Raw genomic sequence first — 16,414 nt, forward strand, 5'->3', positions numbered from 1 at the left:
CGATCACGCGTGTCGCTGCCAGCCGATCCGCCAACGGTGCCCACGACGGAAGGGGAGTTGCGCGCCGCGGTCGCCGCGCTGGTGGACATCCCCCCGGAGGAGGTCGGCCCGGATGACGACTTGTTCGAGCTCGGCCTGGACTCCATCGCCCTGATGCGCCTGGCCTCGCGGTGGCGGCGCGCCGGACTGGGGGTCGGCTTCGACGAACTCGCGGAAGCGGCGACCCTGCGCGGTTGGCAGCAGCTCCTGGCGCCGACCGGTCCGGCCCGGGAGCCCGGCTCCGAGGCGGAGGACCCCGGCGGTCCCTTTCCGCTCGCCGCCATGCAGCACGCCTACTGGATCGGGCGCCAGCCAGGACAGCCCCTCGGCGGGGTCGGCGCGCACTTCTACGCCGAGCTCGACGGTTCGGGAGTCGACGCGGCACGCCTGGAGGCCGCGGTGACGGCGCTGCGCCGCCGCCACGGGATGCTGCGCGTCACCGTGCTCGACGACGGCCGACAGCGCGTCCTGGACCGCCAGCCCGAGCCCGCGCTGACCGTGCGCGACCTGCGGGAGGAGACGGCCGAGCGGGTCGACCAGGTGCTGGCCGAGCTGCGCGAGTACTACACCCACCGGCGGATGGACGTCGAGCGGGGCGAGGTCTTCGACCTCGCGCTGACGCTCCGCCCCGGCGGCGCCACCCGGTTGCACATCGACCTCGACATGCTGGCGGCCGACGCCGCGAGCATGCGGGTGCTGCTGCGCGACCTCCAGCTGCTCTACGCCGACCCCGACGCGGACCTTCCGGAGATCCCCCTGGACTACCGCGCCTACCTGAGCGCGGCCGAGACCACCCGGGCGAGGGAGCGCGAGGAGGACCGCGCCTGGTGGAGCGAGCACCTGGAATCGCTGAGCGCCCCACCGGCCCTTCCCACCGTCGTGGACCCGCTCGACCCGGACTCCGCCTCGCCGCGCTTCCACCCGACCACCCGGCTGCACCACTGGCTCGACCCCGAGCGCAAGGAGCAGCTGATCGCCGCCGCACGCGGCCACGGGGTCACCCCCGCCGCCGCGTTGGCGGCCGCCTTCGCCGAGACCCTCGGGGCCTGGAGCGACTCCCCGAGATTCCTGCTGAACCTCCCGCTGTTCCACCGCGACCTGGACCTGGCGGGGGCCGAATCGCTCGTCGGCGACTTCAGCAGCTCGATCCTGCTCGACGTGGACCTCACCGAGGAGCGGACCTTCGCCGAGTCCGCGCGCCACGTGCAGACCCGCCTGCGCACGGCGGCCGCCCACGGCTCCTACTCCGGTGTCGAGGTGCTCCGGGACCTCTCCCGCGCCTCCGACGGCGTGCCGGCCCTGGCCCCCGTCGTCTACACCAGCGCCCTGGGCCTGGGCGAGATCTACGACTCCGAGGTCAGGAACGCGTTCGGCGATCCGGTGTGGATCATCTCCCAGGGCCCCCAGGTCTGGCTGGACGCCCAGGTGACCGAACTCGACGGCGGGCTGCTCCTGAACTGGGACGTGCGGCACCGCGCGTTCGAGCCAGGCGTCCCCGAAGCCGCGTTCGCGGCCTACCGCGACCTCGTCGACGACGCCTCGGCGTGGACCGGGCCCGCGGATCCGCCGTTGCCCGAGGCCCAGGCGCGCGTGCGCGAAGCGGTCAACGCCACCGACGCGCCCGCCGTGACCGAACGGCTGCACGAGGGCTTCTTCCGCTCCGCACGCGAGAATCCCGCAGCCGTCGCGCTGGTCCCCGACTCCGGTGAACCGGTGACCTACGCCGCGCTCGCCGATCGCGCGGGTCGTGTCAGCGCGCTGCTGTCGGAGGCGGGGGTGGTACCGGGCGACGCCGTGGTGGTCAGCCTGCCCCGTGGCGTGGAACAGGTCGCCGCGGTGCTCGGAGTCCTGGGCGCGGGCGCCGCCTACATCCCCGTCGGAGTGGAACAGCCCGCGGAGCGGACGGCGCGCGTCCTGGACGCGGCCGCCGCCGCGGCCGTGCTCACCGACTCCGCGCACGCCGACCGGTTCACCGGCCCACCGCGGGGCCGCCAGGGGGCGCCGGTCGTGCGGATCGAGGACGCGGACCGGCTCGCACCCGCTCCGCCGCAGCTCCGGCAGCCCCTCGACACGACCGCCTACGTCATCTTCACCTCCGGTTCCACCGGGGTTCCGAAGGGCGTGGAGGTCGCGCACGGGGCGGCCATGAACACCATCGCCGCTCTGAACGACCGCTTCGACGTGGGGCCGCGGGACCGCGGCCTGGCACTGGCGGACCTGGACTTCGACATGTCCGTCTACGACCTCTTCGCCCCCCTGTCCGCGGGAGGTTCGGTCATCCTCATCGGCGACGAGTCCCGCCGCGACGCCCACCACTGGGTCACGATGATCCGTGAGCACGGGGTCACACTCCTGAACTGCGTGCCCGCTCTGCTCGACATGGTGCTGACCGCCGCCGAGTCACGTCCCGAGGGCCTCGGCGACCAGCTGCGGTTCGTGCTGCTCGGCGGTGACTGGGTCGGTCTCGACCAGCCCGCGCGCCTGCGCGCACTGGTCCCGGGCGCCCGGTTCACCGCCCTGGGCGGGATGACCGAGGCCGCCGTGCACTCCACGGTGTTCGAGGTCGACCGGGTCGACCCCTCGTGGGCCTCGATCCCGTGGGGCCAGCCGCTGCCCAACATGCGCGCCCGGGTCGTGGACCACCGCGGCCGCGACCGCCCCGACTGGGTGGCGGGTGAGCTGTGGGTCAGCGGCGCGGGACTGGCGACCGGCTACCGCGGCGACCCCGAGCGCACCGCCGACAAGTTCGTGACCGACCGAGGCCGCCGGTGGTACCGCACCGGAGACCGGGCGCGCTACCGGTCCGACGGCGTCCTGGAGTTCCTCGGCCGTGCCGACCACCAGGTGAAACTACGCGGACACCGCATCGAACTGGGCGAGGTCGAAGCGGCCGCCGCCTCGTGTCCGGCGGTCACGGCCGCGGTCGCGCTCATCACGGGCACACCGCGCAGGCTCGCCCTGGTGGCGGCCGGGGTGACGGGGCCGGCGGCCGAGGCGGAGCTCCGCGCCGTCCTGGAGCGCAACCTCCCCTCCTACATGGTCCCCTCCCAGACCGTGCTGGTGGACGAACTCCCCCTGACCGCCAACGGCAAGCTCGACCGGCGGCGCGCCGAGGCGCTGGCGGCGGCCGTGACCGGCCGCGCACCCGAAGGCGACCGCGTCGAGGACCGGTCCCCGCGAGGGTGGGCCGAGACCGTGGTGGCCGAGGTCTGGGGCGAACTCCTGGGCGTCGGGGCCATCCGGCGCGACGACGGGTTCTTCGCCCTGGGCGGTGACTCGCTGCTGGCGACCCGGATGATCGGCGCCCTGCGGGAACGAGGCGTCGGCGGCGCGCGGGTCGCGCGCCTGTTCTCCTCGCCCGCGCTGGCCGACTTCGCCGCCACGCTCACACGGCAGGAGCCGTCGGCCAACGCCGTCCTGGGAGAGGGCGACCCGGCCAACCGCCACCAGCCCTTCCCGATGACCGACGTCCAGAGGGCGTTCTGGATCGGGCGCGACAGCAGGCTCTCCCTCGGGGGCGTGGGTACCTACCACTACAGCGAGTTCGACGGCGCCGACTTCGACCTCGACCGCTTCGAACGCGTCTGGGCGGCCCTGGTGGACCGGCACGAGATGCTGCGCGCCGTCTTCGACGAGGACGGAAGGCAACGCATCCTGCCGCAGGCGCCGCCGGTCACGGTGGCGGTCACGGAGGTCGACTCCGCGGAGGAGGCAGTGGAGGCCCTGGCCGGGCTGCGCGAAGAGGCTTCCCACCTGAGCATCGACCTGACCCGGTGGCCCCTGTTCGAGCTGCGGGCCGTGCGCTACCCCAGCGGCGGCGCGACGCGCACGCGCCTGGCGATCGGTCTCGACTACATCGTCCTCGACGCCGCGTCCATCATCGCCCTGTACGGGGAGCTCGACCGGCTCTACAGCGACCCCGGGGCGGAGCTGGAGCCGATCGACGTCTCCTTCCGCGACTACGTCCTGCACTCCGAACCCGACCCCGACGCGGTCGAGCACGCGCGCCAGCACTGGACGCGCCGGCTCCAGACGCTGCCTCCGGCACCCGCGCTCCCGTTGGTCGCCGACCCCTCCACCGTGGAGCACCCCCGCTTCACCCGGCGCCAGCGCCCCTTCCACGCGAAGTCGTGGGAGGCGATCACCGACAGGGCCCGGGCCCACGGTCTGACACCGTCGGTCGTCCTGCTCACCTGCTACGCCGAGGTCCTGTCGGCGTGGAGCGACCACCCGGACGTGGCGGTCAACCTCACCCTGTTCAACAGACAGCCGGTCCACCCCCGCATCGACCTGATCATGGGCGATTTCACCTCGGTCTCCCTGCTCGGATACGAGCCGCGCACCGGGGAGCCCTGGTCGGAGGCCGCCCACCGCCTCCAGCGCGTCATGAGTGAGGACCTCGACAACCGCGAGGCCTCCGTGACCTGGCTGCTCCAGGAGCTCGCCAAGCGCACCGGCGCGGTCGACGCGGCCATGCCCGTGGTCTTCAGCAGCTCCGTCGGAGTGGGCGACCGCACCGTCAAGGACCTCTCCGACGGTTTCCCCGAGAAGGTGTGGGGCATCTCCCAGACCCCGCAGGTGCTTCTGGACAACCAGGTCACCGAGGCCCACGGCGGTGTCATGGTCACCTGGGACGCCATCGAGGAGCTGTTCCGTCCCGGCGTGCTCGACGCCATGTTCGACGCCTACAACGCGATGCTGGCCTGGCTGGCCGAGAACGACTGGGACACGGTCGCCCCGCCGGTGCTGCCGCGCGCCCAGGCGGACGTGCGGCTCCCCGCCCGGGGCGCCGTCCCCGCTGCCTCGGAGGGCACCCTCCACGGCGAGGTCCTGCGCCGGGCGCAGGACCGGCCGGACCTTCCCGCCGTACTCGGAGCGCCGGAGCACGAACCCCTCACCTACGGCGGGCTCGCCGCGCGGGCGGCCCGGGTCGCGGGTGGCCTGGCGGAGCGGGGCGTGGGCCCCGGCGACGTCGTCGCCGTCGCCCTGCCCTCCGGAGCCGACCAGGTCGTCGGGATCCTGGGAGTGCTCTCCGTCGGCGCGGCCTACCTGCTGACCGACCCGGGTGCGCCCCGCTCCCGGCGCGAGTCCGACCAGCGGGCGGCCGGGGCCCGTACCGTGATCGTCGGTCCCGGGCGCGCGGACGGACCGGACCAGGCCGACATCGGGGATCTGGCTGCCGCCGAACCCCTGCGGGGCGCGATCGCCGCCGATCCCGCAGCACCGGCCTACGTCACCGTCGGAGCCGGTCAGGACGGGGAGGACCCCGCCGTCGAGTTCGTCGAGCACCGGTCGGCGGTGGCGACGATCGCGGCGGTGCGTGAGAGGTTCGGCGTCGACGCGCGGGACCGGGTGCTCGCGGTCGACCCCCCGGCGGCCGGAGTGGGCGCGTTCACCGTGTTCGGCCCGCTCGGCGTCGGTGGCGCACTCGTGTGCCCCGGAACCGAGGGGGCGGGCGACCCGCACACCGCGGTCGCGCTGGCCGCCGAGCACGGCGCGACGGTGTGGAACGGCCCGCCGACGCTGCTCGACGAGTTGATCGCGGCGGCCTCGACCGAGGAGGGGGCGCCGCTGCGCGGCCTTCGCCTGGCGCTCGTCTCGGGCGACCGGGTGAGCACCGGCCTGCCCGAGCGCCTGCGCGGGGCCACCGGCGGTGGAGGCGGGCTCGTGGCGCTGTACGGCGGCCACGGTGTCTCCGGCTGGGCGAGCGCCGTCGAGTTCGACGGCGGCGCGGACCGCTCCGCGCCCTCCGGGACGCCTCTGCCGGGCCACCGGTTGCGCGTCCTGGACTCCGTGGGCCGGGAATGCCCCGACCAGGTGATCGGCGACCTCTGGATCGGCGGCCCCGCCGACCCGGACGGGCGCCTGCGCCCGGCGGGTGTCCGGGCCCGGTACCTGCCGGACGGCACGGTCGAGTTCCTCGGCCCCGAGCCGCAGGCCGTGCTCAGCGGCCGCCGCGTCGACATCGGTTCCGTCGAGAGCGCGGTCGAATCCCACCCGGGCATCGTCCACGCGGCGGTGGTCACCGTGGGAGAGGGGCGTGAACGGCGGCTCCACGCCTTCATGGTGACCGCTGACGACGGGGAGGCGGACGGCCTCTCCCGGCACCTGGCCGACCTGCTGCCCCCCTTCGCCGTGCCGGCCCGCCTCACCCGGCTGCCCCGCCTGCCCCTGACCGCCGCGGGCGCCGTCGACCGCGGCGCGCTGGCCGAAGCGGCCCTCGCCGAGGAGCACGCCGCCTCGGGTCCGCCCACGGGGGAGACCGAGATCCGGATCGCCGCTTTGTGGACCGAGATCCTGGGCACGCGGGCCGACCACCGCTACGCCGACTTCTTCGCCGCCGGCGGCGACAGCCTGAGCGCGCTGCGCCTGGTCACCGCCACGGGCGAGGCGTTCGGCGTCGAGATCTCGGTCCGTTCGTTCCTCACCGCATCCACCCTCGCCGACCTGGCACGACAGGTCGACCACGCGCTCGCCTCCCGCGACGACGAAGAAAGCGGAGTCCTTTGAACGCCCATCAGATCGTTTCCGAAATGGAGAAGGACGGCATTCGACTCTGGGAGGACGGCGGTGCCCTGCGGTTCCGAGCCCCCAAGGGCGTGCTGACCGAAGAGCGCAAGGCCCTGCTGCGCGAGAACCGCGCCGAGGTCCTCGCCCACCTGACCGCGCGCCGCAGCGCCGCCCGGATCACCCCCGATCCCCAGCAGGCCCACACCCCCTTCCCGCTGACCGACATCCAGGCCGCCTACCTGGTCGGCCGCGGCAGCGCCTACGGGTACGGCGGAGTGGCCTGTCACGTCTACGTCGAACTCTCCTTCCCGGCCGACACCGACCCGCAACGGCTCCAGGACTCCTGGTGGTCCGTGGTGCGCCGCCACGGCATGCTGCGCGCGGTGGTCCACCCCGACGGTTTCCAGGAGGTGCTTCCGGAGATCCCCGAGAGGCCGGTGCCGACCGCCGACCTGCGCGGTGCCGCCTCCGCCGAGGTCGAAGAGCGTGTGGACCTGGTGCGTCGCGAGCTGGCCTCCAGGGTTCCCCCCACCGACGTGCCGCCGCTGTTCGAGCTGCGCATGACGCGCTGCGACGACGAACTCATCCTGCACCTGTCGATCGACCAGCTCATCGTCGACTACGCCAGCCTGCTGCTGGTCCTGTCCGAGCTGGAGGACACGTACCACGGCCGGGAGGGCGAGACCCTGGAGATCGGGTTCCGCGACTACGTCCTGGCGCGCCGCAACCAGACCCTGACCGGTGAGTACGACCGCGCACGCGACTACTGGACCCGACGGCTGCCCACCCTGCCTCCCGCCCCCGACCTGCCGCTGCCCGCGGACGGCGGGCAGGTCGGCGCCTTCCGGCGCTTCGAGGAGGTGCTGAGCGCCGAGCAGCGCGCGTCCTTCGAAGCCAACGCCGCCCGCGCGGGCGTCACCGCCTCGGCCGCAGCGATGGCCGCCTACGCCGAGGTGCTGGGCCGCTGGAGCCGCAGCCCCCGGTTCACGCTCAACGTCCCCACCTTCACCCGCCTGCCCCTGCACGCCGACGTCGACCGCCTCGTGGGGGACTTCACCTCCGTCGAGCTCCTCGCCGTCGACCTGCGGCCCGCGCAGACGTTCGCCGAACGCGCCGCCACCCTGCGCGACACCCTGCTGGAGGACCTGGAGCACTCCCTGTACACCGGGAGCCAGGTCCTGGCCGACCTCACCCGTCGCAGCGACAGCGACACCGTGCTCATGCCGGTCGTGTTCACCAGCACGCTCGGCTCCGCGGCGGCCCGCCGCCCCACGGCCGCGATCCGCCACGCCCAGACCCAGACCCCCCAGGTCTGGCTCGACTGCCAGGTCATGGAACGCGCCGATGAACTGGCCCTGAGCTGGGACGTCCGTGAAGGGGTTCTGGGCGGTGACACCGCCGCCGACCTCTTCGCCGCCTTCACGGCCCTCATGACCCGCCTCGCGGAGGACCCGGACGCCTGGAACGAGGCGGCCCGCGTCGAGCTGCCCGAAGCCACCCGCGCCGTCCGTGAGCGGGTCAACGACACCACCGCTCCGGTGCCGCGCGCCCTGCTGCAGGACGGGGTGCTCGCGGCCGCCGAGCGCGACCCCGAGCGCGTCGCCGTCCTCGACCGGGACCGCTCGCTGACCTACGGCGAGCTGATCGCGCACGCGACGGCTGTCGCACGGGCGCTGGCCGCCAGCGGTGTCGGCGCGGGCGACCTCGTCGCGATCACGATGGAGAAGGGATGGGAGCAGGTCGCCGGTGTCCTGGGCACCCTGCTCGCGGGAGCCGCCTACCTCCCCCTGGACACCACGCAGCCGCCGCAGCGCCGCAGGGCGATCCTCACCGATGCCGGTACCTCGGTGGTCCTGACCCAGTCCTGGTTGGTCGAGGAGGGCGAGTGGCCCCCGGGGTGCAGGACCGTCGCCGTCGACGGCCTCCCTCCCGTGTCCGGTCCCGCGCCGCGGCCCGACACCAGCCCCGACGACCTGGCCTACGTCATCTACACCTCGGGGTCGACCGGGGCGCCCAAGGGCGTGATGATCAGCCACGCCGCGGCGTTGAACACGATCACCGACGTCAACCGCAGGTTCGGCGTGACCGCCGACGACCGTGTCCTGGCGCTGGCCCAGCTCGGCTTCGACCTGTCCGTCTACGACGTCTTCGGCCCGCTGGCGGTGGGGGCGGCCGTGGTGCTGCCGGACCCCGCGCGTCGCGGTGACCCCTCCGAGTGGATCGAGACCGTCCGGAACAGGCAGGTCACGTTCTGGAACTCGGTACCGGGACAGCTCCAGATGGTGCACGACTACCTGCGCGCCGACGACCCGCCCCTGCCGTCCCTGCGCGTCGCGCTGCTGTCGGGGGACTGGATCCCCACCGCCCTGCCCGAGGCCGTGCGGTCCTGGGCCCCGAACATGGCGGTGCACAGTCTCGGCGGGGCCACCGAGGCCTCCATCTGGTCCATCCACCACCCGATCGACCGGGTCGACCCCGCCTGGCGCAGCATCCCCTACGGCAGGCCGATGGACAACCAGACGTTCCACGTCCTCGACACGGCACTGCGCCCCTGCCCCGACCTGGTCGTCGGCGAGCTGTACATCGGAGGCGTCGGCCTGGCGCAGGGCTACTTCGGCGACCAGGAGCGGACCGAGGCCCGGTTCATCCGGCACCCGGAAACCGGTGAGCGCCTCTACCGCACCGGTGACCTGGGCCGCTACTGGCCCGACGGGGTGATCGAGTTCCTCGGACGCGAGGACCAGCAGGTCAAGATCCGCGGTTACCGGATCGAACTCGGCGATGTCCAGGCGGCGGTGGAGTCGCTGCCCGAGGTGGGCGCCGCCGCCGTCGTGCTCACCGGCGGGCGCGGCACCGCGCCCACGGGCGCGGGACAGAGCCTGACGGCCTTCGTCGAACCCGCCCGTCTGGACACCCCCCTCGCCATCCCCGACACGCTGGTCCCCGCCGTCCGGAACGCCGCCCAGGAGGTCGGGCGGCGGGTGGACACCGCAGGGCTCGCCGCGTTCCGCGCCGCGCTCAGCGAGGCGGCCGCGGCGTCCGTCGCCGACACGCTCGCGCCGGTGTTCGCCGATGGCGGCGCCCACTCACCGGAAGAGGTGTCCGACGCTCTGGGAGCGGCCCCCGCACACCACCGGCTGGTACGGCGCTGGCTGAACGGGCTCGTCACGGCCGGTCTCCTGGAGCGCACGCCCCAGGGGAGGCTGAGCGGCCTGCGGGCGCCCGGTCCGCAGGCCACCGCCCGCGCCTGGGCCGAGGCCGCCCGGCTCGAGAGCAAGGCGGGGTGGAGCACCGAGCTGTTCGCCACGGTGCGCTCCAGCGCCGAGCACCTGTCCGACCTGATCGCCGGCCGTGAGGAGGCGGCGGCCCGGCCGTTCTCCGGAGCCGATCCGCAGGCGCTGACCGCCGCCTACGCGGAGAACGCGGGCTCCTCGGCACTGCGCTCGGTCCTGGCCGCCGCGGCCGCCGGGATCGCCCGGGCCCGCGACACCCCGGACCCGCTGCGGGTCATGGAGGTCGGACTGCGCGGCGGCGGGGTGGCCGCCGACCTGCTGTCCGCTCTCTCCGACCACCCGGTCGACTACCTGGCGACCGACGGGTCGGCCCAGAACCGCTCCGCGTTCGAGCGGAACTTCTCCGACGACCCTCGAGTGCGCTGCGCGGCCTTCGACCCCGCGCAGGACCCGGCCGAACAGGGGCTGGCACGCAACTCCGTCGACCTGCTGGTCTGCGTCGGCGTCCTGGACAACCTCCCCGACGCGCACGCCGCCCTGGACCGGCTCTCCACCCTGGTGGCGCCGGGCGGGTGGATGCTCCTGCTGGCCAACACCGATGACGACGACTACGCGCTCCGCATCTCCGCGGAGTTCATGGCCGAGCACGCGGGGCCGTTCACCGACGTCCGCCAGGAGCAGGAGCAGGCGTTCCTCCGCCACGAACAGTGGCGGGAACTGCTCGGCGACAGCGACAGCGGCCGCCGGATCGCCGCGGAGTTCCCCGAGGACCCCGAAACGGCCCGGGCCTTCGGCCAGCACCTGTATCTGGTCCAGGCCAAACCGATGCAGGCCCCGGTGGCGGTGGAATCACTGACGCGCCGCAGCCACGAGCTGCTCCCCGAGTACTCGGTGCCCTCGCACTGGGAGATCGTCGACGCCCTGCCGAGAACGGAGAACGGCAAACTGGACCGCAGCGCGCTGGAGAAGCGGTCGCTCCAGCTGGGAACCGGCTCCGCGGAGGAGTCCGGCGACCAGACGCCCCGCGACGACCTCGAGCGCGCACTGGCGGAACTGTGGGCCGAGCTGCTCGAAACGGAGCACATCGGACGCGACGACGACCTCTTCGCGCTGGGCGGCGACTCGCTGCTGGTGGCCCGGATCGTCGGGCGGTTGCGCGACGGGTTGGCCGGGCACGAATGGGACCTCGAGTGGGAGGTCGTCCTGCGCCACCTGCTGCGCCGACCGACCATCGCGGGCCTGGCAGCCTACCTGCGCGAACTCTCCGCCCCCGAAGCGGAGGACGAGGCCGAGAACTCGCCGCTGGTGGAGCTGATCGCGCCCCGGCCCGGCGCCCCGGTGACCGTGCTCGTGCACGCCGGAACGGGGACCCTGCTGCCGTACCGGCCCCTGGTCACCCGGCTCCGCGCCCGTTCCACCGAAGGACACGGGCTGGTGGGCCTGGAGCTGCCGGCGCCCGAGAACTTCCGCAACGCCGACCCGAACGGGCTCATCGACCGCACGGCCGCCGAGTACGTGCGCGCCCTGATCGACGCCGGGCACACGCGGGTCGACGTCGTCGGCTACTGCGTGGGCGGGGTCATCGCCACCGAGGTGGCCCGGGGGCTCGCCGAGGCCGGTGCCACCGTTCGGAGCCTCACGGTCATCAGCAGCCACAGCCCGACCTTCCGCATCGACGACGAGCTGCTCTCCGAGTACTCCTTCTCGCTCATGATGGGCATGGACCAGGCCCATATCGGGTTCCCCGCCGACTCCGACCGCGTCGGTGAGGCGGTCTCCGCCCTGCTCGACCGTTCTCCGGAGGCCGTCCTGGACGGCGCGATCGCCGACCTGGACGGGGAGTTCGCCGATGTCGGGGCCTCCTTCGAGGCCCTGGAGGGGCTGCCCAGGATGGCCCGGGTGAAGCGCATGTGCGAGGCGCTGCCGCCCGAGCTCGCCGACACCTACCAGCCCGAGGGCCTGCTGCGGGCGCTGCGCACCTACCAGCAGAGCATCTTCGCGCTGAGCCGGCACCGGGCCGAACCCTACGCGGGCGACATCACCTTCCTGCGGCACAACGGCGCCTACCCCTTCCCGGGAAGCGCCGACACCATCGCCGACCACTGGGCGCGGATCTGCCTCGGTGAACTGCGCACCCGCGACATTCCCGGCGAGCACTTCACCTGCATGACGGGTCAGAACGTCCCCACCGTGGACGGCCACCTGCACGAGATCATTGAAGGGAAGACGTCATGATCGGCCTCATCGGCGCCTCGGGCGCGGTCGGTCGCCACACCGCCGCCGCCCTGGCCAGAGCCGGCGTCGGCCCGTTGCGCCTGGGAGCCCGGCGCCCCTCCGCCGTCCCCCCGGGCCCCTGGCCCGAAGGCAGCGAGACCGTCGGGGTCGACGCCCTGGACCCCGCCTCACTCGCCCGGTTCAGCGCGGACTGCACCCTGTTGGTCAACTGCGCCGGACCGAGCTACCTGCTCAAGGACACCGTCGTCCGGGCCGGGCTGGTCGCGGGAGCCGACGTCGTCGACGTCCTCGGCGACGACCCCGTCCACGAGTCCCTGACGGAGTCGGGCGCGGTCGGGCCGGACCGCTGCGTCGTCCTGTCGGCCGGGACCGTCCCCGGCCTGGCCGGCCTCATCCCCCTCTGGCTCGCCGGAGCCGACCCCGCGAAGGGGCCGGCGCGCAGGATGACCGGTTATGCCGGCGGGCTGGAACACGCGACCGAGAGCGTGGCGGCCGACATCGTGCTCTCCCTCGACACCGGCGGAGCGGGCGGCGAGCGCTTCGGCCGCCCCTTGGCGGCCTGGCGACACGGCCGCCGCGCCGACAGGGTCCTGCGGGTGGCTGACGGCGCCGAAGTGCCCTACTTCCCCCACCGGGTCGCCCTGCACCCGCTCCTGACCGCCGAGGTGGAGCGCCTGGCCGCGCGGATGGGCCTGGCCGAGGCCGACTGGTACAACGTCTTCCCCGGAACGCAGGTGCGCGAGCTGTTCACCGCGCTGCCGACGCTGCCGATGGACACGGCCGGGGAGCGGGCCGCGGTGACCGAGCGCATCCGGCGCGCCGCCGAGGTCGACGCCGCTGGCAGCGCGCCCTACTACCGCCTGGTGTTCAGCCTCTCGGGGCAGGACTGGGCGCGCACCTGCGTCGTGTACAGCGAGAGCAGCTACCAGCTCACCGGGGCGGTCGCGGCGCTCGCGGTCCTGGACGTGCTGGCCGACCGCGTCGGCAGGGGGCTGCACTACGCCGCCGAGGCGATGGACCCGCAGGCCACGGTGGCGGCGCTCAGCGCCAACGGGGACGCGGAGTTCGCGGTCCACGAGCACGCCTCCGCGCTGCCGGACCCCGGGGACGCGGACGCCGCCGTCGAGGACGGTGAGCTGTGAGTGCCTCGGCGCCGCTGCGCGCCGTCGTCTGCGGCACGAACTTCGGCCGCCTCTACATCGACGCCGTCCAGCGCCACCCGGAGTTCACCCTGGCGGGGATCCTCTCCACGGGCAGCCGTTACTCCCGGGAACTGGCCGCACGGCACGGTGTGCCCTGCCACACCGCCCCGGAGGAGCTGCCCGACGACATCGACGCCGCCTTCGTGGCGGTTCCCGCGGCGGTCATGGGCGGCAGGGGTTCGGAGCTCACGCGGACCCTGCTCGACAGGGGGGTGCACGTGCTCCAGGAGCACCCGCTGCACCCCGACGAGCTGTCGGAGTCCCTGCGCGCGGCGCGGCGGGCCAACCGGCAGTTCCAGGTCAACACCCACTACCCCCACGTGGCCCCGGTGCGCGACTTCATCGAGGCGGCCGGCAGGCTGAGGAGGCTCCAGCGCGTCCTGTTCGTCGACGCGGCGGCCCCGGTCCACGTCCTGGCCCCCCTGATCGACATCCTGGCCCGCGCCCTGGGCGGTACACGTCCCTGGCGGCTGGGCGATCCGGCTCCGGTGCCCGAGGACGTCACCGCGGCCGCCAACGGCGAGGCGCCGTTGAGGCTGCTGCACGGCGCCATCGCCGGTGCCCCGCTGACGCTGCGGGTGCACAACCAGCTCCACCCCGGCGACCGTGACAACCACTCCCTCTTCTGGCACCGCGTGGCGGTGGGCACCGAAGGCGGGGTCCTGACCCTGGCCGATACCCACGGCCCGGTGCTGTGGCACCCGCGGGTGCACTCCCCCCGCGACTCCGGGCACCGGTTGGTGTTCACGCCCGAGGCCGGAGCCGAGGCGCTCCGGCTGCCCGCGTCGGCGGTCCTGGACCGGGGGGACCCGCCGCCCCGGATCTCCGACATCTTCTCGGAGCTGTGGCCCGCGGCGATCGGCGAGGCCCTCGACGGCTTCGCCGCGGCGATCGCCGCGGGCGGGGACCCGCTCCGGTCGGCCCAGCACGACCTCGCGGTCTTCGCGGTCTGGCGGGACCTGATGGCCCGTCTGGGACCACCGGAGCTGATCCGTCCCGCCGACCCCGAACCCCTGGCGCCCGCCGTGCTCGCGGCGCCCGGCGCCCCGGACCCGGCGGGGTCCGCCGGCCCCCGGGCCGGCGGGGCCCGCTCGCCCCTTCCCGGCGAACCGGCCCGCCCGCACGCGGCGGACCTGTCGGACTACAACGAGGCCGCGGAGTTCTTCGACCTCGGTGCGCGCGAGCACACCGCCCGCACCGGCCCCGCGGTCGTCGCGTGCCTTTCCGGGATCGACCCGGACGCCGGGCCCCTGGTGGACATCGGTGCGGGCAGCGGACTGGTCACCCGGCAGGTCGCGGCGGCCTACCCCGACTCCCGGCTGATCGCCACCGAACCCGCTGCGGGGATGCGCGCCCTGCTCACGGCCCGGGTCGGCGACGACCCCGGGCTCGCGCGAAGGGTGACGGTCCTGCCCCACGCCGCGGAGAGCCTGCTGGAGCCGGGAGTCCTCCCCGAACGGCTGTGCGGGGTCGTGGTCTGCGGGGTGCTGGGCCACCTCGAACCCGACCTCCGACGCGAACTCCTGCTGGGGCTGGCCCGGCGCCTGGCGCCCGGGGCCCCGATCGTGGTCGAGCTGACGGGGATGCGCGAGCCCACGACGATCCGCCCGACCCTCCTGCGCCACGCCGAACTCGGCGACCAGCGGTACGAGTGGTGGATGTCCGGAGAACCGGACGGCCCGGACCGGATGCTCCTCGACACCGAGTGGCGCGTCTTCCGGGGGGACGAGCCCGTCCGGGAGGTCCGGGAGCAGTACCGCTGGTACACGCTGGAGCTCGCACAGCTCGCCCGGGAGTGCGGTCTGCGCCTCACTCCGCCGCCCGCACCCCACGCCGCGAGCGTGCCCTACCTGGGTACGCTCACGGCGCCGGGGGACGGTTCGGTCACCACGTGACGAGTACCCGTTCGGGTCCGAAGGCGATTCCGTCGTGACGGAAGCGGACCGACGCGAACGGCTCGGCCGCCCGCAGCCCGGGCATCCGGTCGACCAGGGTGCCGATGGCGACACCCAGTTCGAGGCGGGCGATGTTCTGGCCGACGCACTGGTGGATCCCGTAGCTGAACGCCACGTGGGTCCTGCCGGTGCGGTCGAAGTCGATCCGCTCGGGGTCGGGGAACACCGCGGGGTCGTGGTCGGCCGCCGCCAGCAGCGGGATGATCCCGTCGCCGGCGGGGATCACGGTCCCGCCGACCTCGATCTCCTCGGTCGCCGTGCGCAGCGCGATGGAGTCTCCCACGGAGAGCGCCCGCAGGAGTTCCTCGACCGCCTGCGGGAGCACCGCGGGGTCGCGCCGCAGCCGGTCGAGCAGGTCGGGCCGTTGCAGCAGTGCGAGCACGCTCAGCGCGATCTGGTTGGTGGTGGTCTCCCATCCCGCGACGATCAGGATGCTGATCGTGGTCACCAGTTCCTGCCGGGTCAGCTCGCCCGAACGCAACCGCTCGTGGACCAGTCGGCTCAGCAGGTCCTCGCCGGGGTCGCTCTCCTTCGCGCGCACGGCGTCCTCCACCACGGCGCCCAGGGCTCCGATGCCTTCGCTGGCGCCCTCGGCGGTGCTGCCGCCTCCACCGAAGACCTGGGAGCCCAGGGTCTCGGTGACGCGCCGAAACAGCTGGTCGCCGCGACGCAACCCGATCAGTTCGCACATGACGGTACTGGAGACCACGTGGGCGAAATGGGTCACCAGATCGGCCGGCGGTCCGTAGGCCAGCAATTCGTCGATTCGGTCATCGACGATCCGCTGGATATCACGGCGCATCCGGCGGGCCTTGCGCACCGTCATCTCGGCCAGCAGCATCCGGCGGAACCGCGAGTGCTCGGGCGGGTCCATCCGGATGAACGGCGTCGTCTTCGTGCCGGCCTCCTGCTCGCCCTCCACCAGCGCGGGGAAACCGGGGCGCCGGATGTCCGCGCTCACGCGGGGGTCGGCGAGTACCGCGCGGACCTCCTGGTAGCCGGTGACCACCCAGGCCGTGCGGCCGGTGGGCAGGCGCACCTGCGACACGGGGCCCCGGCCGCGCAGGTCGGCATAGGCGCTCGGCGCCGAGAACGGGCACTCGCGCGGCATGGGAAAACCCGGAAGCCTCGCGCGGTCGGCGTCGGTCATACGCACACCAGCCCTTCTGTGCAGGGTTCAAAAACGACAAGAAAAATCGGGGAAACGGAGAAGTCGGCTGATCTTCACTGATAACTTTAC

At 73.8% G+C, this 16,414-nt stretch carries 5 protein-coding genes; 4 read left to right on the top strand and 1 reads right to left on the bottom strand.

What is annotated here, in order from left to right; genetic code table 11:
- Positions 1–9 precede the first annotated feature (9 nt).
- From FYW99_RS21085 to FYW99_RS21100, 4 genes are read left to right on the top strand one after another with little or no spacing between them, the layout of a single operon-like run.
- A complete protein-coding gene (locus FYW99_RS21085) occupies positions 10–6,549 on the top strand; it encodes a non-ribosomal peptide synthetase (RefSeq protein WP_223839323.1) in 6,540 nt (2,179 codons plus the stop codon).
- Positions 6,546–12,017 carry a non-ribosomal peptide synthetase gene (locus FYW99_RS21090; protein ID WP_150253756.1) on the top strand — a complete coding sequence of 1,824 codons (5,472 nt, stop codon included), beginning with the start codon at positions 6,546–6,548 and terminating at the stop codon, positions 12,015–12,017. The genes FYW99_RS21085 and FYW99_RS21090 overlap by 4 nt, the downstream gene beginning before the upstream one ends.
- Positions 12,014–13,159 (top strand): NAD-dependent epimerase/dehydratase family protein, encoded by a 1,146-nt coding sequence (locus FYW99_RS21095; protein ID WP_150253757.1) that lies wholly within the window; start codon positions 12,014–12,016, stop codon positions 13,157–13,159. The genes FYW99_RS21090 and FYW99_RS21095 overlap by 4 nt, the downstream gene beginning before the upstream one ends.
- Complete coding sequence (locus FYW99_RS21100; RefSeq protein ID WP_150253758.1) at positions 13,156–15,114, top strand: Gfo/Idh/MocA family oxidoreductase; 1,959 nt, start codon at positions 13,156–13,158, stop codon at positions 15,112–15,114. The genes FYW99_RS21095 and FYW99_RS21100 overlap by 4 nt, the downstream gene beginning before the upstream one ends.
- Here FYW99_RS21100 and FYW99_RS21105 read toward each other — a convergent pair.
- Entirely contained in the window at positions 15,104–16,324 is a 1,221-nt protein-coding gene (locus tag FYW99_RS21105; RefSeq protein WP_223839327.1) for a cytochrome P450, read from the bottom strand. The genes FYW99_RS21100 and FYW99_RS21105 overlap by 11 nt on opposite strands.
- Positions 16,325–16,414: the final 90 nt, after the last annotated feature.

It is taken from the genome of Nocardiopsis deserti (genome assembly GCF_008638355.1).
Classification (GTDB): domain Bacteria; phylum Actinomycetota; class Actinomycetes; order Streptosporangiales; family Streptosporangiaceae; genus Nocardiopsis; species Nocardiopsis alborubida.